Below are 19,594 nucleotides of genomic sequence, written 5' to 3'. Positions count from 1 at the left end.
ATAACGCACAGATGCTATCTTGTCCATCTCGTACGCTATAGCGCACAAAGTAATGGTGACATCAATTGCAGAGAAAGGGAGTGGATATGTGGCGAGATGCAGGGAGTTTATCAAAAATATCAGCGGGATTTATTGCGGTATTAGTGGGTTATAGCAGCTCGGCTGTGATCATCTTTCAAGCAGCGGAGGCTGTGGGGGCGACACCGGCACAGATCAGTTCATGGCTGTGGGCTTTAGGTGTGGGCATGGGCGTGACCAGCATAGGGTTATCGCTTTACTACAAGAATCCTATTCTAACGGCTTGGTCTACACCGGGCGCAGCGCTAATGGTGACGAGCTTAGCGGGGTTGAGCGTAAACCAAGCCATAGGCGCTTTTCTGGTGAGTTCAATTCTAATCACCCTTTGCGGTGTTGCGGGCTGGATGGATAAGCTTATCCGTGTCATGCCGCAGTCGGTGGCTTCCGCCATGTTGGCGGGGATCTTATTGCAATTTGGGCTAGGGCTATTTCAGGCGATGCAAACCCAGCTGAGTCTGATATTGATCATGCTGTTGGTGTTTGTCATCGTTAAGCCTTTTGCGCCGCGTTACATCATCTTGCTGACCTTGTTGGTGGGCATAGGCATGAGTTTTCAATTAGATTTGCTCAAGCTAGATGCGGTTCAGTTGCAACTGGCGATGCCGGTGTGGACGACACCTGAGTTTTCGTTGGCGAGTGTGATTGGCGTAGCATTACCGCTGTTTGTGGTGACTATGGCCTCGCAAAATATGCCGGGCGTTGCTGCGCTGCACGGTAATGGTTACAGGCCACCCATTTCACCTTTGATCACGAGCACAGGGTTAATAGGGGTCATTCTCGCGCCCTTTGGCGGTTTTGCCTTTAACTTATCCGCCATCACAGCGGCGATTTGTATGGGTAAAGAAGCAGATCCGAATCCCGCGACTCGTTACTGGGCGGCGGTGTGGGGCGGGGTATTTTACTTTATCACTGGGTTACTCGGTGCCACTGTGGTTGGTCTGTTTTCCGCTTTCCCGAAGGAATTAGTACTGGCCATCGCCGGATTAGCCCTGCTCGGCACTATCGCCAATAGCCTGACCGCCGCATTAGCTAAAACCGAAGATCGCGAAGTGGCAGTGATCACTTTCTTGGTCACTGCATCGGGTTTTAGTGTGCTGGGCATCGGCAGTGCATTTTGGGGGTTGTTACTTGGATTTATTATCCATTGGTGGAACGGGCACAGAACTGCATCAGTAGTTAAGCGATCTAATACTTAACTGCAGCAAAGCGCCTTAGAGATTGAATTTCAAAGACTAAGGCGCATGTGTTTTAGATTCTCTTCGTCATAAACACGCTATTGGGGTCGAGTTGGTAGCCTTCGAAGGGGCCACAGATTTCAAAACCAAATTTGCAGTACAGCAGGCGAGCGGGGTTGAAGAAGTCCATCGAACCTGTCTCTAGACTCAGGCGTTTGACGCCAGCGCTTTTGGCATCGTTAATCAAGTGCTGCAATATCTTAGACGCTATACCTTGCTGCTTATAGGGCGCGGCGGTGCGCATGGATTTGATCTCCGCATGCTCGGCATCTAACCATTTTAGTGCACCGCAGCCCGCTAAATTGTTGCCATCCCACAGGGTCCAAAAGCGAATATTGGGCTGACGCAGGCCATCAAGATCTAATGCGTGAACGCTTTCAGGCGGAGAGGTTGCCCGCATATCGTTGAGGTGTTCCTGCAGTAAAGCCGCAATCTCAGGCCCTTTAAGGTCATCTAAGGTTATTTTCATGGCTCTTATGGTGGATTTCATAGCAGATCGGGTGCTCCTATTATTTTGGCTTATCCATAATGGCGTCATCGCTTTGTTATCTGTTTGCCAATGCGCCGTGGTAGATAAGCAAATCTTAAGCCATTAGCTAAGTCATCTCTGAGGAGTTTTAGATTGCCTTATTTTGCTCGATACCTATCGTCAAATTTTTGCAGTAAAAAGCACTGTTTTCTTCTGCGTTTTTTGTCCAACAAAGTATCGAACTTGATGCGATAGCGTTGATAACTTACTGTCATGTTTAAAGAAGTTTGTCCTAGAAGGTCAAATCCTAGTGTATTTTTGTTTAGGTTTAACGAGACGTACAGGTAAAATACTGCTCAAGCGATTTATGTCCAGTAAACAGCACATAAATATTAAAATGTTAGTAGTACAAGGAAAGTTATGAATGCCATTGATTATTCTACATATTCTGTCGAGGAGCTGCTCGACGTAAGGTCACACATATCATCAGATTCGCCGAACTATCAGGCGTTAATTGCAGAGCTAGATATTAGGAAAGACAAGATAGATGAGTATTCACAGCAGCAAGAGCAACAGGCATTTTCGATTGTAGAAAATAGAGTAAAAATTATCGGCTATTTCCAACTGAGTGCTGCTGTAGTAGTACTGTTCATGCTCATACTGTTAGTTATTGATGGTTCAGCGACCATGTTAAATTCTTCAATAGCAATTATCGCGATCGCATTGAACGCAGTCGCTGGTTATACCGCAATAAATGAAATGTATGACAAATATTGGATTTCTGTTCTAAACCAATTGATTCAAGTTCCTAGCTTGGCTATTGGTTCGGTTAAAACGGCTTATTCAGGGCTAGGTGCTATCTATCTTTACATCGACTGGACTAATGATGTTCAGTTTGGTTTTTCTGCATCATTTTCCCCTGGATTTTCTTTTTTTAAGTTCACAGGGATCTCACCTACTCAATATATTGGGGTAGATATTCTCGCGCTAATTTTCTTGGTGGCACTGTTAACTGTTAGTCAAGTTAAAGGCACTGCTAGCAAGCAAATGCATCCGACGCCAAATAGCGGTGCGGCGGATTAGATCGTTATAGGCTCTTAATAAACATTGATATTTGATGAGGGATATGTGAAATATTTTTATTCTAATCTGACGAAAAATTATGCTTAAATGGTCAGCCTGTATGAGTGGGATAGCTGCAAACACTAAGATCCAAACCGGTGAAGTGACATATCGCTCAGTACTATTTTTTAACACTTTTTATATCAATGCGATGGAATGAGCTCTCTAAACTGTCCTCTAATCCACCCACTGTTACTTTTTTCTCCAAACGCAAAACTGTCGAAGCAAATATAAAAATGGCCGAGGATAAGCTCGGCCATGATTTACTCGATTAAGCGTAAAACGGGTAGGTTTAGTAGTATTTCTTCAAATAACTCTCGGCGTAGTTTTTGAGTTTTTTGTTTGAGCTCGTGGTTGCCATATTTTCAATCACATCGCGGTAAGCGGTATTCCCCGAACTAGCTAGCGCTTTTGCCATGTTGGCATAGGTATCGATGGCGAGTTTGTCATCGGCCATTAAGCGTGGTGTTTTCAATTCGTTACTGAGTACGGCTAGGATAAAATCATCGTACTGGCGGTCATCTATGATGCGTTTAGCCGCGAGACGCATTAATTCTAAATCATCGCTGCGTAGGGCATTGGCAAAGGCATTATTTTGCTGATTTTGATCGGCAGTATATTGGCTTTTATCCGCAAGAATCGCATTCCATTTTTTATATATCGTTATGTTTTCTAAAGCTTGACCTGCGTATTTTTTGAGTTTTTTAGGATAATCACCATTAACAATCTTGTTGATGGTTTCGCTGTACTTATCATTGCCTGAATAAGCTAAGCCTTTGACTAACCAAGCACTGTAGTCAATGGCATTTTTTTCAGTGGCTTGGGGCAAAGATGCCAGTAGCTTGGCTTCGAGTGCATCAAAAATGGCAGGATCGGATAAACCAGCGATGGTGAGTGATTCAATGGCTTCTTTTTGCTTGAATTGGTTATCACCCTTAAAGATTTCTTGATAGGTTTCAACCGTATATTCCTGAGCCAATAAAGGCGAGCTTAATAAACTGATGCTAAGCAGCATACCTGCAAAGAGTGGTTTCATGGTGATGTCCTTATGTGGTTTTTATATATTGTTATTGGGCCCAGCGTTTAAAAATCAGCGAGGTATTAATGCCGCCAAAGGCGAAATTATTACTCATCACATAATCTGTATCGATTTGGCGCAGTTCGTTACGGATATAGTCCAAATCGGCGCATTGTGGGTCGATACTTTCAAGATTGAGTGTCGGCGCAAACCAGCCCGCATTCATCATCTCAATACTCACCCAAGCTTCTAGTGCACCGCATGCGCCTAAGGTGTGGCCCGTGTAGCTTTTAAGGGATGAAATCGGCATACCCGCACCAAAAACTGCATGGGTCGCGTGGCTTTCGGCGATGTCACCGCGATCCGTTGCCGTGCCGTGGGCGTTCACATAACCTATGGCGCTAGGCTCAAGCTGGGCATCTTTGAGCGCCAACCTGATGGCGATTTCCATGGTCTGCGCGTTTGGTTGGGTGACGTGTTGGCCATCTGAATTCGTGCCAAAACCGATTAACTCAGCGTAAATCTTGGCACCGCGCGCCTTGGCGTGTTCTAGCTCTTCGAGCACCAGCGTACAAGCACCTTCGCCAATCACGAGGCCATCACGGCTCGTATCGAAGGGGCGTGGCGTGAGTTCGGGTGTGCTGTTTTTAGTGCTGGTGGCAAACAGGGTATCGAATACTACGGCCTCGGTGGGGCAGAGTTCTTCACCGCCGCCCGCCAACATTAAGGTTTGCTGACCGTATTTGATGGCTTCATAGGCGTAACCTATGCCTTGGCTCCCCGAGGTACAGGCGCTGCTAGTGGTGTGAATTCGGCCTTTTAAGCCGAAAAATACCCCCACATTCACCGCTGTGGTGTGTGCCATCATGCGGATATAACTCGTGGCGGTGACGCCCGACATATCACCGGTTTTCAACATATCGCCAAAGGCGATGATGGCATCGGTACTGCCAGTGGACGAGCCATAGGCGATACCCATTTCACCCGAGGACACGATAGGATCGTCTAACAATCCCGCATCGATTAATGCAAGTTCACTGGCGCGGGTCGCCATGATGGAAACCCGACCCATAGAACGAATTTTCTTGCGCGAATAATGGCTTGGCACTTCAAAGTCGGTAATGGGCGCGGCTAAGCGGGTATTGAGACCATCGTATTTATCCCATTCGCCCATAGTGACGACGCAGTTTTTCTGCGCCTTAAGGCTCGCTGCTATCGCCTCCCAATCATGGCCCATGGCGGTAATGCCGCCAATGCCAGTGACGACCACTCGTTTCCCTAAGCGGGTTTGATTTGTCGGTTCGCTCATTTAGATCATGCCCCCATTGACCGATATCACTTGGCGAGTGATATAGGCGGCATCGTCAGACATTAAAAATGCGGCTAAGGCGGCGATTTCACTCGGTTTACCCATGCGGCGCATCGGCACTAATTGCTCGACCATATCCTTAGGAATATCGGCCACCATGTCGGTTTCAATCAAGCCGGGGGCGATACAGTTGACGGTGATTTTGCGTTTTGCCAGCTCTAATGACAATGCCTTAGTCGCGCCGATAATACCCGCTTTTGAGGCGCTGTAATTGACTTGGCCACGGTTGCCCGCAATGCCAGAAACTGAGGCTAAGGTGATGATGCGCCCGCCCTTTCTACCTTGTACCATAGGCATCACACAGGGATGGATAACATTATAAAAGCCGTCTAAGTTAGTGTGGATGACGCTGTCCCACTCACTTTCTGTCATAGCAGGAAAGGCGGTATCGCGGTTGATGCCAGCATTGAGGATCACGCCATAATAGGCACCATTGGCCTCGATGTCGGTTTCAATGGCACCTCTGACGGTTGCGCGGTCGGCGACATCAAATTTCAGCAGGCTCACATTCACCCCAAGCGCGCGGATTTGCGCGGCAGTGTCATCTGCAGCTGCTTGGTTACTGTGGTAATGCAGGGCGATATCGAAACCCGCAGCGGCGAGTTTTAGGGCGATGGCTTTACCAATACCGCGGCTCGAACCGGTAACTAATACTCTGTTATTCATCTGTTTTCTCCACCCCATTTTATCGTTATGTGTCGGTATGGGGTTTCATGTATTTATGGTAAAAAGGTCGCTTGTTAAGGCGCTTTAAGGCTTTTTTATCTACATCATTGCTTTAGTGCCCAAGGCTTCTATTTGCCGCGTCTTGATTGCCTGCAAGGTAGGCTTGTGTGTCCTGAGGTTGGAACACATTCACATTGGCTTGGGCCACTAAGCTCTTTTCTAGGTTAGAGCCGGCTTCGGGCAGCAGATAAATTTGGCAATCGAATACCGCTAATCCCGATCCCTCTTGATAGAGGCGGCTGACTTGGGTGCGATAGGTGCGCCCGAGCTCATATTGCTTTGCATACAAGGTTAATTTGCGCGAACCCAATAGAAACCCGACGCGGATTTTATCATTGCGAAGCTTTGCCTCAACCCCAGCAAGGGCGGCAATACTTTGGGCCATATATTCGATACCCACATAATTGGGTACGGCTCGATGTTTATCATCGAAATAAGGGCTTTGCGCCGTGATAGTGACTTCGGTCTCTAGGTTATCGCGTCGATAGCCAATGATTTTATCGAGCAAAATCATCGGTGCCCTATGGGGAATAAAATCGGTAATATCCTGTTCGGCAAAGGGTTTATTGATCTTAAGTAACTGCATGGTACTAGGCCTCGTTACGGCAGAAAATCAGGCTGGCATTACTGCCGCCAAAGGCGAAGGAATTGCTCATCACATAATTAAGCGCGCCCTTAGCAGCGACTTGATGGCGCTCGACCAAGGCAATGGACGGATCCTGTGGATCGACTTGTCCGTCCCATTGATGGGGCGGCAGGGCTTGGCGGTGATTATGTGCTGAAAGTAATAAATAACAGAAGGCGGCTTCAATGGCGCCAGCGGCACCTAAGGTATGGCCGACTAAGGGCTTGGTCGAGCTACAAGGGGGCGTGTTCACGCCAAACACTTCAACTACGGCGCGGCTTTCCATCGCATCATTTTTAGGCGTGGCTGTACCGTGCAAGTTAATGTAACCAATGTCTTTTGCTGCAATGTGTGCATCTTGCAACGCCGCGTGCATGGCAGCGATGGCGCCTGTGCCTTCGGGGTGTGGCGCCGACATATGGTGTGCATCGCTCGACTCTCCAATACCCGCTAGCATGACCTCTGACTCGCCCAACGTCAGGACAAAAAGCGCCGCGCCTTCGCCGATATTGATGCCATCACGGTTGATACTAAAAGGATTGCAGTGGCCTTTCGAGACAGATTCTAAGGCGTGAAAACCATTGACTGTGAGTTGGCATAAACTGTCGACACCGCCGACAATCACCATATCGCAGAGGTTAGCCTGTAATAGGCGTTTGGCACTGGCAAACACTTTAGCGCTGGATGAGCAGGCGGTTGAAATCGTGTAGCAAGGACCATCTAGCTCAAAATATTGGCGTAAAAAGTCGCTGGTGCTGCCGAGCTCTTGCTGGAAATAATGATAATCCGCCGGAAAGTATCCGTGTTGATTGCGGTAGCTCAGCGCGGCTTCACCTTTTGAAATCCCTGACGTGCTGGTGCCTAGCACTACACCAATACGGGCATGACCAAAATCCCGTTTCGCTTGTTCAACTGTGGTCGCAATTTGCAGTGCGGCGCACAGCAGTAATTGGTTGTTACGGCAATCGAACTGAATGAGTTTTTCGGGAATGGTTGGTAGTGCTGCCGTCACGGGGGCAACTAAGGTTGGGTGCTCGAACAGGAGAGTGTCACTGCGCAGCATCGCACTGGTATCACCGGCGATCAGGCGGTCTAAAACCTGCTGGGGATCTTGCCCTAGCGGGGTACACAATCCAATCTGTGTAATAGCTACTCTGTTCATCATTGTGTGTCTTTTTACCATGGCACAGTTAAGTGCGGATGCTAACAGATTAAATAGGTTCGATTTCTAGCTCAAACTTAGCTTGTGGCATAGTTAAGCTAATGTGGGCTTGCCAAAGAGCATCGCCGATATTTTGTTGATAACGGATTTGCACCACATGGGTTTGCTGGCCGCTTTTACTGATCAAGGTGTCTTGACTATAGATCTGGCGACAGAGGATTGTATTCTCTCGGGTGCCTATAAGCGTATCGCCCTGATTTCCCCCAACCGTATCGCAAAGGCTTGTGACTAAATGACCACCTTCTAAATGGGCGCGAATACTCTGCTCAGGCCAATAGATCAGTTGCATCATCGCCATTAAATACTCAGCTTTAAAACTGTCCCCTAGCAGCATGCTTTGTTCACTGCTGAGTGTATTACCATCATAAACTAAGGTAAACAAAGCCTGTCCGAGTGGCGCTAAGCCAACGAGCGTCATGCGCTCATTCTCTAACTCTAATTGAGTGAGCAGCTCGTGGGATTTATCACCCACTTTAATGCTGACCTTTTGGCTAAAGGATTGGGGTGAGGATACGCCCGTTTTGCTCTCGGTTTGCGGGCTGCTAATGTCGGCAGGTTTGGCCGTCGGCTTAGTCAGAGGCTTATCGGCTGCGGGGGCAAAATCATGGGGCAGTGGCGCCAAGCAATAACGCATGTCTTTAGCGAGGCCGACACAGGTTTGCCTGAACAGCAGTTCGCTACATCCCGTCAGCCCTAGACTGATGATCAGTAGCGCGGGGAACACTCGCCATTTCGCGTCAAAGTTAAGCGACATGCGGTTACGCCTCTGCAAATTCAGGAATGGCAACTTGGTTTTGGCACAATTCGACCACCATGTTCAGGCGGCGCTCCGAGTCTTTAACGAAGGGATTATTGAGGTCCCAAGCGTAGCCCGCCAGAATCGAGCAAATCATTTGCTTGATGCGTGGATTCGGTTCTTCATAGAAGATCACATCCTGAAAGCGGCCATCATACCAAGCTTGCACATAGGTGCGGAAGGTATTCACCCCCTGCATTAAAGGCGCTGAGTAATCGGCTTGCCAGTCAACCGTTTCACCATTGAGTTGTTTAGTCACACATTTTGCTGCCATCGATGCCGATTGCATGGCGATAGTGACGCCGGAGGAAAATACCGGATCAAGGAACTCGCCGGCATTACCCAGTAGGGCGAACTTGTCGGTCGCAAGCCGTGACACATTGGCTGAATAACCCTTGAGTGTGGCGCATTCTTGCACCACCTTAGCGTTTGCCAGTAGGGCTTTTAGTCCTGGTTCTTCATTGACTATGTTCATCAATTGTTGCTCAAGCGAACCTTGTAAACGCGCAAGTAATTGCGGTTCGGCAACCACGCCGAGTGAGCAACGGCCATTGCTAAAGGGAATGAGCCAATACCAAATGTCTTTATGCTCTGGGTGGACGCTGATTAAAATTTTATTTCGATCAAAGTTAGGATCGCTGATGTTGTCTTCCACATGGGTAAAGATGGCGCTACGCGGTGGTAGGCAAGACGGACTTTCTAAGTCGAGCAAGCGGGGTAACACACGGCCAAAACCACTGGCATCAAGCACATATTGGGCGCTGATTTGATAAAGCTCGCCCTGTTCATTGCGCACCATTAAGCATGGATTCTCGGTTAAATCTATCGCCTCGACGGTTTCGCCGTAGCGGATTTCGACCCCTTGGCTTTGGGCGGTATCGGCTAACAGTTTATCAAAACTGGCGCGCTGCACTTGGAATGTGGTGCCAGGCCCAGGGGTAAATTTATCGGTAAAGTCGAAGGTAGTGTAAGTGCCATTGCGACGAAAGGCGGCGCCATTTTTATGCTGGAATCCGGCGGCATTGAGTGCGTCTAACATGCCGGCTTCTTCGATGAATTGCATGCAGCAGGGCAGTAAACTTTCACCGATGGAAAAACGGGGGAAATGTTGTTTTTCTAACACCAGCACGCGCTTACCTTGTTGGTGTAGCAAGCTGGCGGCGATGGCGCCTGAAGGTCCTGCGCCGATAATAGCCACATCGACGGCAAGTGAATTTGGCATAGCCGATAAATCGTGAGCGGGTGTAGGCATGTAAAGTACGTTCCTTGTCGTTATCAAGACTTTTTAGTCGTTAAAATCAGTGGCGAAAGTAAAAAGGTTAAACCTATACCTAGCGACAGGGTTAAACCAAAATAATGAATCGCTTGGGTCTGGCTAAAGGCGAGTAAACCAAAGGCTAATAGGGTCGAGCAGGCGGACATAAATACCGCCATCATCACTGCCTTGCCGTGGTTTTGAGCAGAGGCAAAGAACAAGCTGTAGTCTATCCCAATCCCGAAAACTAAAATGAGCGCGAGTGCATGGAACAGACTCAGTGGCGAGCCTGTTAAGCCTAAGGTTGCAAGCGTTAGCAAGGCAGCAAGGGCTGGCACTGCAACCACAACCGCGGCTTTTTTAATGCCAAAATTCAGGCTAAACAACAAGAGTGCGATACTGAGTGCGAGCGCTAACAGCTTTAGGGTTAACAGTCGGTAATGGCCCATGACCGCGGAGATATCCGCGACTTTATCGATAAGTTGTACGCTTTGAACATTAGCAAAGCGCGCCTTGAGCGCGTCGATCTGCTGAATGCCGCCAAGCAAGACAATGGCACCATGCTCAGCGCTCGCGCCGCCATCATTTAGCGCTTCATAGTCGGTGGCGTTGCCATTTGGTGCTAGCCACAGCGGTGCGAGTTGCTTGCCTGCCTCTAGCTTAAAGAAATCTGCTGGGGCGATATATTGCTCTTTAGCTGCTAAGTAGCTTGCTTGCAGCTCTGGCTTTAAGTTCTCATCCAACCCAAGGCTTGTGAGCACAGTATCTATCTGAGTTTGATAGATTTCACCCTGCAAGCTATAAGCCGTGTCTTGCCTTTGATGGCTGGGCAGATATTGGCTGAGGCTGACGTAGTTGCCTAACTCTTGGTTCGTAATAGCGGCATCGAGCTGTGGCGACACTCGCTCAAGCTGCTGCAGCAACGCTTCTTCACTCGCGGCGCGTACCAGTAAGAATTGATTATCTGTGCCGCCGCTGAGTAGCTGCCTGAGCTTATTTTCAGGTTCAGTCACGCTTGCGGGGCTTTGCTGCAAATGGCGAATATCGTCATCGACGGTTAACTTGGTTACGCCAACCAGACACCACACTACTATCACTAAAGTAAACATGCCCATGCCTAAAGGCGTGGTCAATCTGTTGGATAACTTAGTTAGATTAGCAAGGTAAGTCCCCGCGAGTGCTAATGGGCGGGAGCCTTCAGGCAAGCGACTGCCCGCGAGCAGCGGGTAGGCGAGAATGAGGGTGAGATAGGCCCCGAGCAGCCCCGCGGCGCAGAAGATGGCGACTTGCTGCATGCCGGGAAACGGCGCTAACCCTATGCCGACATAAGCCAAGGCGCTGGTGATAAAGGCAAGTGTCACCGTTGGGAAAATATACGCCACAGTAGCCTGAGCGCTGCGTTCGCTATCGCTTAAGCGCTCGCAGTAAAAATGAAAGCTGTAGTCGATGGCAATGCCAATCAAGCTAGTGCCAAACACTAAGGTGAGTAAATGAAGCTCGCCAAATACGCTTAAGGTAAAAGTCACGGCCAGCAACAGTCCGCTGGAAATGGTAACGATTGCCAACAGTAGTGGCATCACAGAGCGAAACGCCAGCCAGACTAAAGCTATGACCCCAAGTAAGGATGCAAGACCGAGAATCGAGATTTCACTCTTAGCCGTTTGGGTCGCCGCAATCGCGTGAAACAGGGCACCAGCCTTAAGCAGGGTAATATCGGGATAGCTTTGTTTAACCGCATCCAATCCTAGGGTTAATGCCGTCATCTGCGCCAATTGCGCATTGGGATTAAAGGCACTTTCTTGGCCCTTTGCCATAACAACCGCAGCGACATTATCGCCTTGATTAGCCAGCAGAATACCTTGGCTGGCTCTGACTTTTGAACTCGGCGCGAGGGCGAGTAAATTGGCGGGGAATAACAGCAGCGGATCTTGGGCAAGCAAGTTGCTATTGGCGTAACTAAAGGCGTTGTAAAGCTGCGCTGTGGCCGCTTCAATCAGATTTCCAATGTCTTTCGTTGCTAACGCCTCAGCTTGTGGCGCTGTCAGTAATTTAAATCTGTGGGGGAAATAGTATTGCCCCAACGCTTCACCGAGCTGCATATCGGCGCTGCGAATATCTGTGAGTGCAGCATTTTTTCCAGTAGCAACAAGGTCAGTTTCAAGCTTTTGCATCAACAGCTTAGCCGCAGAGATTGCCGTGGTTTCATCCTTGGCGACGAGCGCAATATAGACTTGATCGGCGAGCGTCGCTTCAACTTGGTTAAGGGCGCGCTCTGTGAGTTTGTCCTGCTGTAAATGGGGCAGCATAGCAAGAATATCGCTCTGCACCCTTGCGCCGTTTTGCCAGAGTTGCAACGTCCATAGACTGGCTGACAGCATCAATAGCAACCAAATGGCGAGGCGCCATTTAGGGGATGATTGTATTAGCGCTTGATTGGCGCGCGCGGTGAAATTGGCGGCCATGGTTAAGGTTTATTCGCCTCTATCGCCACAGCATACTGCGCTAATTCGGCTTCGCTGAGTTTACCTTGTGAAAGCGCACTAAAGTCGATGCGGGTCATATCCTGTGGTGTCACATTCGGCGCGGCGCTCAGCAGCACTAAGGATTGCAACACATCGCTACCTTCTAACACCATATTGGCGATGGCTTTTTTCATTAAGGGATCTTTGGGCGTTAGGCCTAATTGCCATTGACCGTCTGTGCTCAAGCCTTCTGCGATGAGGAAGTGCAGCTCGAAGTTTTCGCTTAAACCGGAAATATCACCGCCGAGCATAGCGCGCACTAGGCTGGGCAATAAATCCCCCATAGCGGCTGCGCTCGCCGAGGCATCGGCCTTGCTGACTTGGACTCGACCTTGGCTATCGCGCTGAATAAGCTGCTTATCTTTTAAAATCAGCAGGGATTCGAAGGGCTTTATCTGTTGCCAGATCAGCCCTTGGGTCTGATCGAAGATAAACTGCCCTTGGCTGATTAACGGCTTTTTGAGCACCTTTAACTGCCGAGATTGCACAAACTGGCCTCGCACCGTTTCGCCCAAGTTAAGCTTTTGGCTCAGGGCGACAAGCTGCGCGGTATCCGCATTTTGGCTAAAGAGCGCTTGATAAACACCGGGCTCAGCTAAGGTTTCTGCTTTGAGTGGCAGGGTTATCAAAGCACAAGCCAAGCCGCAAGCAAGGCAGAGGAGTAATGCACACTTTGCCAGCACAGGATTATTCGCCAGCACAGGATTCTTTGTCAGCGCAGAGCTCTTCGCGAGTACTGAGTTCATTAGTCTTCAACCTTAGCGAGCAGGGTGGCGATTTTGTCACGGAACACCTCTGGGGTGACAAAGCACAATTCTTGGGTGCTCATATCGACCGCCGCCTGAATGGTATAACCCTTAGTGATGCGCGCACCACTTTCGACATCGCGGATTTGATAATTGATCTTTAAGCGGTTTTCCCACTCGACTAACTCGGCGCGCACTGTGATTTTTTGCTCGAAGGTGCTGGCTTTGACGTACTTAATCTGTAAATCGATAATCGGCCACGCATAGTTAGATGCTTGCATTTGTCGGTAGTTGTAGCCCAACTCATCGAGCAGTTTGCAGCGAGCAATCTCGAAATAACGCAGGTAATTGCCATGCCAAGTGATCCCCATGGAATCCACATCGTGGAAGGGGATTTGCATTTCCATATCGATAGTGAGCAATGATTTCATCGGCACACTTCCCATTCGCCTGCTTGGATTTTAGCTATGGTTTGGCGCAGCACGGCTTCAAGCGGTCGGTCTTCGATTAAGGTCTCAAAATCGGCGCGCACTTGGGCGAGGGTTTTCGCCAATGATGGGGTGAGCGAGGCTTCGTCCAGTTCATTTTGGGCGATACGTAAACCAATACCTTGGGTCATGGCGAGCAATGCTGCCGCCGCGACTTGTTCGGTCAATTGCAGCACGCGCATACAGTCGCGGGCGGCGATAGTGCCCATGCTCACCTTGTCTTGGTTGTGGCATTCGGTCGAGCGTGAGAATACGCTGGCCGGCATAGTGTGCTTGAGTGCTTCAGCTGTCCACGCCGATACCCCAATTTGCACCGCTTTAAAGCCATGATTAATCGCGCGGCGCGGGCCGGTTGAGCCGGATAAGTTAGCGGGTAAGCCATTATTAAACTTAGGGTCCATCACTAGCGCCATTTGGCGATCGATAAGATCGGCCAAGTTAGCCACAGTATTTTTCAGTGAATCCATCGCAAAGGCGATATGGCCGCCGTAAAAATGGCCACCGTGGAGAATATGCTCGCCTTCGCCGTCGACAATCGGGTTGTCGTTGGCGCTGTTGACTTCGGTTTCGATAAACTGACGCATAAACGGCAGCGCATCCTGCAACACGCCGATAATGTGCGGTGCGCAGCGGATGGAATATCTGTCCTGCAGCCTGTCCGAATTGCGCGGATGTTCGTGGTGATTTAAATCTTCCCGTATCCAAGTGGCGATTTGGTTTTGTCCCGGATGCGGTTTAGCGGCAAATAAGATTTCATCAAAATGGTTCGAGTTGCCTTTTAACGTTAACGAAGCCATAGCGGTAATGCGACTACTTAAGCGGGCAAGATATTGGGCGCGATCGAAGGCTAAACAGGCCAAGGCCGTCATTACAGCCGTGCCGTTCATCAGGGCTAAGCCTTCTTTTGGCCGCAGTACGTGCGGGGTGATGTTGAGCTTAGCGTAGACATCTTGAGTCGCTTGGCGCTCACCTTGGTAAATCACTTCGCGCTCGCCGACTAGCACGGCGGCCAAATACGACAGCGGCGTTAAATCACCGCTGGCGCCGACCGAACCTTCTTCTGGGATTACAGGGACTATGTTGAGATTGAGCAAAGTTTCGATGCGCTTTAATAGCTCATAGGTCACGCCAGATTTGCCAATGGCTAAGGAGTTTAAACGGCAAGCCATCACAGCGCGGGCCTGCATTATGCTTAAGGTCTCGCCTAAACCGCAGCCGTGGAAGCGGGTTAAATGCAGTGGCAATTCGTGGACCAGATCTAAGCTCACATTGACTGTGCAAGAGTCGCCATAACCAGTTGTTACACCATAAACCACGCCTTCTTCGTGCAGCAGGCTATCGATAAAGCGCGCACCTTTTTGAATATATTCTTGATAATCCGCATCATCACAGAGCTTGACTGGTGCGCCCTTGGCGACGGCAACCACTTGTTCTAAGGTAAGAAATTGACGGCCGAACTCAACAGTCTTTAAGTCTGATTGATTCTTTGAGTCGGCGGCTTGGGTGTGGCTCATGAATGACTAGTCCTGTCTGTCTTATGATCCTGCTCTGGGATCTGCGGTGATGTTGACTCTGCTGTTACAGCATCGGCTTGTACTGAATTGGTTGATGCGCGTTCTAATTCGCTGTCTTTACGCCAAAAATCGAAGAAGTTAAACCATTGCAAAGGCTCGCGTCTGGCAAAGTATTCTAAGCGTTCGCTGTAGCGATTTACTGCCTGCTGTAATCTGTCCATTCTGCTCGCCCTTGGGCCTTTAAGTGTTTCGGCGAAGTGCTCTAAATGCACCCGATAACGGCCCTGTTCCCGTAGGCAAAACATTAAAAACACGGGGCAATCGAGTAAGCCAGCCAAAATAAACGGCCCTTGGGGAAACGCGGCATCTTGACCCATAAACGGCGCGTACATGACGCGACCTTGGGTATTCGGCGAGGTTCTATCGCCCGCGATCACCACCAGTTCACCGGCTTCTATTTTTTGCTGCAACAGCATAGACGTCGCGGGGTTAAGCTCGGTCACTTGAATAAGATTAAGCGTGCTATCTGGATTTAACTGTTTGAGTACCTTATTGAAATTTTCCGCATGGCTCGTTAACACCATGACATTCACTTTGACTTTGCGCTGGTGGATTGAAATGGCGCGGCAAAGTTCTAAATTGCCAAGGTGAGACACCAATAACACGGCGCCTTTACCGCTTTCGAGTTGGTCGGCCAGCACTTGGCGATCGGGGAAATCCACTTGGCTCAATTGGATGCGATCGCACCAGGCATCGATTCTATCGAGTGCGGCATTGCCAAAGGCTAAAAAGTGATTCAGGCTATCGCGCCAGCCTATGGGCTGATTGAGCTTAGGATGTTGCGGCTCAAGTACTTGTACGCGGCGCAGGAAGTCTAACGAGGCGTTACGGGTGACTTTGCCCGTGAGAAAGAAATAACAAATCACAGGATACATAATGGCGCGGCACAACCAATGGCCGCCAATACGATAGCTCTCGGCTAACAGTTTGATGCCCCAGTAACTGCCGCGCTCCTTCATGCCCGACCAATGGGTGGCTGAAGTTGATGATGTTGCTGAAGTCGATAGTGTTGCTGACGAGCAATGGGAGTTTTGCGCGGCTTGTTGCTGTGATTTACGCTTTAATAGCCAAGGCAGGCGTTTGAGCATGCCGAAAAACAACTTGGTATGCAGTTTAGTGATGCGCACATTGTCGGCCACACCTTGAAAGTGACTAACACCATCTTCGGGATAAATCACCTTAGTCGGCTGGAATAAAATTTCCACCCCTTGCCAGTAGAGTTTGACGAGGATTTCAATATCAAAATCCATTCGCTCCGTTAATGCTTGCTGGCACAGTAATCGCTCGGTGGCGGCGAGGGGATAAACGCGAAAGCCACACATAGAATCTTTAATATCAAAGCTTAATGTTTCGACCCACACCCAAAAATGGGTGATATAACGGCCATAGAGCCTGCCCTTAGGCACGGATTCATCGTACTCGGGTTTGCCTGAAATCAGTGCATCGGGTTTAGCCTGCGCCCTTGCTACCATAGCTGGAATATCGGCTAGATTGTGTTGACCATCGGCATCGACCTGCAGTGCATGACTAAAGCCATCGCGGTAGGCTCGGCGTAGGCCCGTCATCACAGCAGCGCCTTTACCACGGTTGTAAGGATGCAGCAGCAAAGTCACCCAAGGATAGGTTTGGGCTAAGGATTGCAGTAGATAACGGGTTTCGTCATTGCTGCCATCATCAATCAAATAACAGGGCAGATTAAATTGGGCGAGTTCGGCCAAGGTCTGGGCAATTGCGGCACTGTGATTGTAATTGGGGATCACTAAGGCGAGCTTGATGGGCGCCGACTCAACTAAGTCGCTGGGAGGTGTTAGCACTGGCTCGCCCCATCGCTGCTGTTAACTGGCGAGATATCGAAGGCGATACGACCTGACGCGTAGCGGTTTTCACCATCGCTATAGGCGAAGGTGAGTTTCCCCTTAGCCGCATTATTGCTAATGCTTAAGGTGACTTCTTGTCCCGGCAGTATGAGTTGCTGAAACTTAAGCACTTCTAAGTTGGCTACTGCTTCGCAATAGCCGAAATATTGGCAGCCTAAACGCACCGCCCAATCTAATTGTGTCACGCCTGGCAGTACGGCTTGCTCGGGAAAATGTCCCTTAAAAGATTCAAGGTCGGCCGCTACTAACAGACGTAATTCAATATTATCCATGCAGATATTGGAATGCAGGATCGGCGGTAAACTCGATTTAATCATGATCAAATAACTCGACTAACTGGGCAGTGACACGCTTACCCTGAGTGTTAAGCGGCAAAATATCGGGATAACGCCAGCGGCGTGGCAGGGTGACTCGCTCAAATTGTGTCAGTAAATGTGCTTTTAACGCATTGTTGATACTGAGTTTTCCCTGCTCTTGATGCACGCTGCGGCCAAGTGCGGAGAGGGTCACGACCGCGCCCAGTTGGGATTTAAACTGCGGCAATACGACAAGTGCGGCTTGCTCAACATAGGCGTGACTGCCTAACAGCGTTTCCATTTGCGCCAGTGACAGGCGTTTTTCTTCAATCTTAACGATGCGATCGAGTCGGCCCTTGAGTCTAAACTGGCCATTTTCGGTCGGTTCGATTTTATCTTCGCAGCGCAACCATTCATCGTCGGCTAAATAGGGTGATTTAAGTAGCAAGGCTCCGTCGCTAGGATCTTGATCTATCGATATTCTGTCAAACACTTGCCAAGGTTCATCGGCCTCATGCTGACGGCGATAGGCGATGCCGCCCGTTTCTGTGCTACCAAAAATTTCGATGGGCAGATGGCCATAGCATTGGCTGATCCCCTGAGCCGCTGCAAAACTTAAGGGCCCGCCGGAGCTAAACACTAAGCTGGGTGAGCGCAGCTGCCGCTCGTGCTCTAAGGCCTTAGGTAAACGCGATAACTGGGCAGGGCTACTGATCAAACACAGGTTTGGCAGTAAGGCGGTGTAATAGCTTAAGGTTTCTGGGTATTCAATCTGCTCGCTTAAAAATGGCCGACTGGCGGCGAGTGGCCACAAAATCTTGAATAACAGGCCATAGATATGCTGGTGGGAAACCGTTGAAACCACACTGCAATGGGGTAAATGTTCGGCAAAGGTATGTTCGAGCACTGAGACTTCAACGTCTAATTGCTGAAGTGTTTTACGGATCGCCTTAGGTTCGCCACTGCTGCCGGAGGTAAATAGCACAAGTTCGCCGATAGCCTCGCTCGCCGGCCAAGGCTTGCTCGGTAGGCTCAGCTCTTTTCTCAGTAGAATAAAGGCCTGACTTTCACACAATGGCTTGTCCGACAATATGCCTTCAAACTGGTGGGTTAATTCGCTCAGCGTGCCCGTTTGGGTGTTGGCTGGTAAGATAATTTCCTTGCCTGCTAACAGCGCCGCACATAAACCGACAGCAAACAGATCGCTGGTATCACTCGCGAGCAGCCATTTTTTCTCTGGCGCGGCCAGCAGTTGCTCATAAAAATACGCCACCTGATTGGTAAATAATGCACCTGTGACTATGTCGTGGTGATTAAAGCTGATCAGTTGTTGGGCAAAGGGCCCTTGGGTTAACCAGTTTTTGAGTAGCTGTGTCATGTTTTCTTCAACCAAAAGCTGCGATATAACCATTCCCCACCGAGGAGCAGTCCCATGAGTACGTATGCAATCAAACCGTTATACAAGGTCCAGGTTGCTAAGCTAGTAAAGCCAGCGGTGTAAGCCGCCATAGTGCCATTGAAGATAAATAAGCCGCACCAAAGTAGCGTGACTTTTTTAAGATACCCAGTGGCTTCATCCGGTAAATCGGGTTCTTTCAAACGGGCTAAACGTTCGATCATGCTAGGGCCAGTGTGCAGTGAATAACTGAACAGCGCCAGCATAGTGAGATTTATCACTACTGGGTAATACAGCAGCCAATCACTGCGCTTGGCAAGATAACTGCCTGCCGTGAGCACAATCCCCACCAATAGTGGTAAAACTAATGTCTTAACCCTTTGCTTTTGTAGCATTAGCCGCATTATCAGCAATAAACACAGCACGAGCGCTATGGTGCCAGCAGGCAAGTAACTGAGCCCTAAATACACGGCAACGGGGTAGGCCAGCAAAGTTAGGGCGGTTAAGACCTGTAGCAAGGCTCGCATTAGGTTTTAACTAAACCTTCGATAGCATTAATCACATCGTTGATTGTGCGAACTGATTTAAATTCATCGGGTTGGATCTTTTTACCTGTCAGTTGCTGCAGTTTTATCACTAAGTCGACTGCATCAATACTGTCGAGATCGAGCTCTTCATACAGGTTGGCCTCAGGCGTAATCGCCTCGGCATCAATTTCGAATTCGTCCACTAAAATAGTGGTCAGCATAGCGAGGATTTGTTCACGATTTTGCATATTCC

The 19,594-nt window shown here is 49.3% G+C and carries 19 protein-coding genes; 2 read left to right on the top strand and 17 right to left on the bottom strand.

The window, feature by feature from the left end:
* Nucleotides 1-86 precede the first annotated feature (86 nt).
* Entirely contained in the window at nucleotides 87-1,274 is a 1,188-nt protein-coding gene (locus L5L97_RS11950; protein ID WP_263182123.1) for a benzoate/H(+) symporter BenE family transporter, read from the top strand.
* Nucleotides 1,275-1,326: 52 nt separating this feature from the next.
* Here L5L97_RS11950 and L5L97_RS11945 read toward each other — a convergent pair whose 3' ends face one another.
* Complete coding sequence (locus tag L5L97_RS11945; protein WP_263182121.1) at nucleotides 1,327-1,803, bottom strand: GNAT family N-acetyltransferase; 477 nt, start codon at nucleotides 1,801-1,803, stop codon at nucleotides 1,327-1,329.
* A gap of 399 nt (nucleotides 1,804-2,202) precedes the next feature.
* Between L5L97_RS11945 and L5L97_RS11940 the strand changes: the two genes are divergently transcribed.
* Nucleotides 2,203-2,865, top strand: coding sequence for a hypothetical protein (locus L5L97_RS11940; RefSeq protein WP_263182119.1), 663 nt, complete (start codon nucleotides 2,203-2,205; stop codon nucleotides 2,863-2,865).
* A 331-nt stretch (nucleotides 2,866-3,196) separates the two neighbouring features.
* Here the strand turns inward: L5L97_RS11940 and L5L97_RS11935 are convergent, their stop codons facing one another.
* The 16 genes from L5L97_RS11935 to L5L97_RS11860 all read right to left on the bottom strand — a co-directional run bounded on the left by L5L97_RS11935 (nucleotide 3,197) and on the right by L5L97_RS11860 (nucleotide 19,589).
* Nucleotides 3,197-3,940 (bottom strand): hypothetical protein, encoded by a 744-nt coding sequence (locus L5L97_RS11935; protein ID WP_263182117.1) that lies wholly within the window; start codon nucleotides 3,938-3,940, stop codon nucleotides 3,197-3,199.
* Between the two features lie 31 nt (nucleotides 3,941-3,971).
* On the bottom strand, nucleotides 3,972-5,231 hold the full coding sequence (locus L5L97_RS11930) for a beta-ketoacyl-ACP synthase (protein WP_263182115.1): 1,260 nt from the start codon (nucleotides 5,229-5,231) through the stop codon (nucleotides 3,972-3,974).
* The gene (locus tag L5L97_RS11925; protein ID WP_263182113.1) at nucleotides 5,232-5,957 is read right to left on the bottom strand and encodes a 3-ketoacyl-ACP reductase FabG2; all 726 of its coding nucleotides are present in this window, start codon (nucleotides 5,955-5,957) and stop codon (nucleotides 5,232-5,234) included. It abuts the gene before it with no gap.
* Between the two features lie 112 nt (nucleotides 5,958-6,069).
* Entirely contained in the window at nucleotides 6,070-6,603 is a 534-nt protein-coding gene (locus tag L5L97_RS11920) for a hotdog family protein (RefSeq protein ID WP_263182111.1), read from the bottom strand.
* A 4-nt stretch (nucleotides 6,604-6,607) separates the two neighbouring features.
* Complete coding sequence (locus tag L5L97_RS11915) at nucleotides 6,608-7,807, bottom strand: beta-ketoacyl-[acyl-carrier-protein] synthase family protein (RefSeq protein WP_263182110.1); 1,200 nt, start codon at nucleotides 7,805-7,807, stop codon at nucleotides 6,608-6,610.
* 46 nt (nucleotides 7,808-7,853) lie between these two features.
* Nucleotides 7,854-8,618 carry a DUF3261 domain-containing protein gene (locus L5L97_RS11910; protein ID WP_263182109.1) on the bottom strand — a complete coding sequence of 255 codons (765 nt, stop codon included), beginning with the start codon at nucleotides 8,616-8,618 and terminating at the stop codon, nucleotides 7,854-7,856.
* A 4-nt stretch (nucleotides 8,619-8,622) separates the two neighbouring features.
* Nucleotides 8,623-9,912 (bottom strand): NAD(P)/FAD-dependent oxidoreductase, encoded by a 1,290-nt coding sequence (locus L5L97_RS11905; RefSeq protein WP_219251355.1) that lies wholly within the window; start codon nucleotides 9,910-9,912, stop codon nucleotides 8,623-8,625.
* A gap of 23 nt (nucleotides 9,913-9,935) precedes the next feature.
* On the bottom strand, nucleotides 9,936-12,377 hold the full coding sequence (locus tag L5L97_RS11900; RefSeq protein WP_263182108.1) for an MMPL family transporter: 2,442 nt from the start codon (nucleotides 12,375-12,377) through the stop codon (nucleotides 9,936-9,938).
* A gap of 2 nt (nucleotides 12,378-12,379) precedes the next feature.
* Nucleotides 12,380-13,183: an outer membrane lipoprotein carrier protein LolA gene (locus L5L97_RS11895; RefSeq protein ID WP_263182107.1), complete on the bottom strand. Its 804-nt coding sequence runs from the start codon at nucleotides 13,181-13,183 to the stop codon at nucleotides 12,380-12,382.
* Nucleotides 13,183-13,614 (bottom strand): acyl-CoA thioesterase, encoded by a 432-nt coding sequence (locus tag L5L97_RS11890; RefSeq protein ID WP_263182106.1) that lies wholly within the window; start codon nucleotides 13,612-13,614, stop codon nucleotides 13,183-13,185. The genes L5L97_RS11895 and L5L97_RS11890 overlap by 1 nt, the downstream gene beginning before the upstream one ends.
* The gene (gene hutH / locus L5L97_RS11885) at nucleotides 13,611-15,185 is read right to left on the bottom strand and encodes a histidine ammonia-lyase (RefSeq protein WP_263182105.1); all 1,575 of its coding nucleotides are present in this window, start codon (nucleotides 15,183-15,185) and stop codon (nucleotides 13,611-13,613) included. The genes L5L97_RS11890 and hutH overlap by 4 nt, the downstream gene beginning before the upstream one ends.
* Nucleotides 15,182-17,059, bottom strand: coding sequence for a glycosyltransferase family 2 protein (locus tag L5L97_RS11880; RefSeq protein WP_263182104.1), 1,878 nt, complete (start codon nucleotides 17,057-17,059; stop codon nucleotides 15,182-15,184). Before L5L97_RS11880 ends, hutH begins: the two co-directional genes overlap by 4 nt.
* On the bottom strand, nucleotides 17,053-17,439 hold the full coding sequence (locus L5L97_RS11875; protein WP_263182103.1) for a thioester dehydrase: 387 nt from the start codon (nucleotides 17,437-17,439) through the stop codon (nucleotides 17,053-17,055). The genes L5L97_RS11880 and L5L97_RS11875 overlap by 7 nt, the downstream gene beginning before the upstream one ends.
* Nucleotides 17,432-18,796: an AMP-binding protein gene (locus L5L97_RS11870; protein WP_113941116.1), complete on the bottom strand. Its 1,365-nt coding sequence runs from the start codon at nucleotides 18,794-18,796 to the stop codon at nucleotides 17,432-17,434. The genes L5L97_RS11875 and L5L97_RS11870 overlap by 8 nt, the downstream gene beginning before the upstream one ends.
* Nucleotides 18,793-19,341 carry a hypothetical protein gene (locus L5L97_RS11865; RefSeq protein WP_263140735.1) on the bottom strand — a complete coding sequence of 183 codons (549 nt, stop codon included), beginning with the start codon at nucleotides 19,339-19,341 and terminating at the stop codon, nucleotides 18,793-18,795. Before L5L97_RS11865 ends, L5L97_RS11870 begins: the two co-directional genes overlap by 4 nt.
* Nucleotides 19,341-19,589, bottom strand: a complete 249-nt coding sequence (locus L5L97_RS11860) for an acyl carrier protein (RefSeq protein WP_011787696.1) — start codon at nucleotides 19,587-19,589, stop codon at nucleotides 19,341-19,343. Before L5L97_RS11860 ends, L5L97_RS11865 begins: the two co-directional genes overlap by 1 nt.
* Nucleotides 19,590-19,594 lie beyond the last annotated feature (5 nt).

The organism is Shewanella sp. SM71 (assembly GCF_025653905.1).
GTDB classification, from domain to species: Bacteria; Pseudomonadota; Gammaproteobacteria; order Enterobacterales; family Shewanellaceae; genus Shewanella; species Shewanella oncorhynchi.
This window is presented reverse-complemented; position numbering and strand designations above follow the sequence as displayed.

Excerpts from the sequence above, each read along its gene's own strand:
- L5L97_RS11950 (WP_263182123.1), top strand. The coding sequence starts at position 87 with ATGTGGCGAGATGCAGGGAGTTTATCAAAAATATCAGCGGGATTTATT.
- L5L97_RS11945 (WP_263182121.1), bottom strand. The coding sequence starts at position 1,803 with ATGAAATCCACCATAAGAGCCATGAAAATAACCTTAGATGACCTTAAA.
- L5L97_RS11940 (WP_263182119.1), top strand. The coding sequence starts at position 2,203 with ATGAATGCCATTGATTATTCTACATATTCTGTCGAGGAGCTGCTCGAC.
- L5L97_RS11935 (WP_263182117.1), bottom strand. The coding sequence starts at position 3,940 with ATGAAACCACTCTTTGCAGGTATGCTGCTTAGCATCAGTTTATTAAGC.
- L5L97_RS11930 (WP_263182115.1), bottom strand. The coding sequence starts at position 5,231 with ATGAGCGAACCGACAAATCAAACCCGCTTAGGGAAACGAGTGGTCGTC.
- L5L97_RS11925 (WP_263182113.1), bottom strand. The coding sequence starts at position 5,957 with ATGAATAACAGAGTATTAGTTACCGGTTCGAGCCGCGGTATTGGTAAA.
- L5L97_RS11920 (WP_263182111.1), bottom strand. The coding sequence starts at position 6,603 with ATGCAGTTACTTAAGATCAATAAACCCTTTGCCGAACAGGATATTACC.
- L5L97_RS11915 (WP_263182110.1), bottom strand. The coding sequence starts at position 7,807 with ATGATGAACAGAGTAGCTATTACACAGATTGGATTGTGTACCCCGCTA.
- L5L97_RS11910 (WP_263182109.1), bottom strand. The coding sequence starts at position 8,618 with ATGTCGCTTAACTTTGACGCGAAATGGCGAGTGTTCCCCGCGCTACTG.
- L5L97_RS11905 (WP_219251355.1), bottom strand. The coding sequence starts at position 9,912 with ATGCCTACACCCGCTCACGATTTATCGGCTATGCCAAATTCACTTGCC.
- L5L97_RS11900 (WP_263182108.1), bottom strand. The coding sequence starts at position 12,377 with ATGGCCGCCAATTTCACCGCGCGCGCCAATCAAGCGCTAATACAATCA.
- L5L97_RS11895 (WP_263182107.1), bottom strand. The coding sequence starts at position 13,183 with ATGAACTCAGTACTCGCGAAGAGCTCTGCGCTGACAAAGAATCCTGTG.
- L5L97_RS11890 (WP_263182106.1), bottom strand. The coding sequence starts at position 13,614 with ATGAAATCATTGCTCACTATCGATATGGAAATGCAAATCCCCTTCCAC.
- hutH (WP_263182105.1), bottom strand. The coding sequence starts at position 15,185 with ATGAGCCACACCCAAGCCGCCGACTCAAAGAATCAATCAGACTTAAAG.
- L5L97_RS11875 (WP_263182103.1), bottom strand. The coding sequence starts at position 17,439 with ATGATTAAATCGAGTTTACCGCCGATCCTGCATTCCAATATCTGCATG.
- L5L97_RS11870 (WP_113941116.1), bottom strand. The coding sequence starts at position 18,796 with ATGACACAGCTACTCAAAAACTGGTTAACCCAAGGGCCCTTTGCCCAA.
- L5L97_RS11865 (WP_263140735.1), bottom strand. The coding sequence starts at position 19,341 with ATGCGAGCCTTGCTACAGGTCTTAACCGCCCTAACTTTGCTGGCCTAC.
- L5L97_RS11860 (WP_011787696.1), bottom strand. The coding sequence starts at position 19,589 with ATGCAAAATCGTGAACAAATCCTCGCTATGCTGACCACTATTTTAGTG.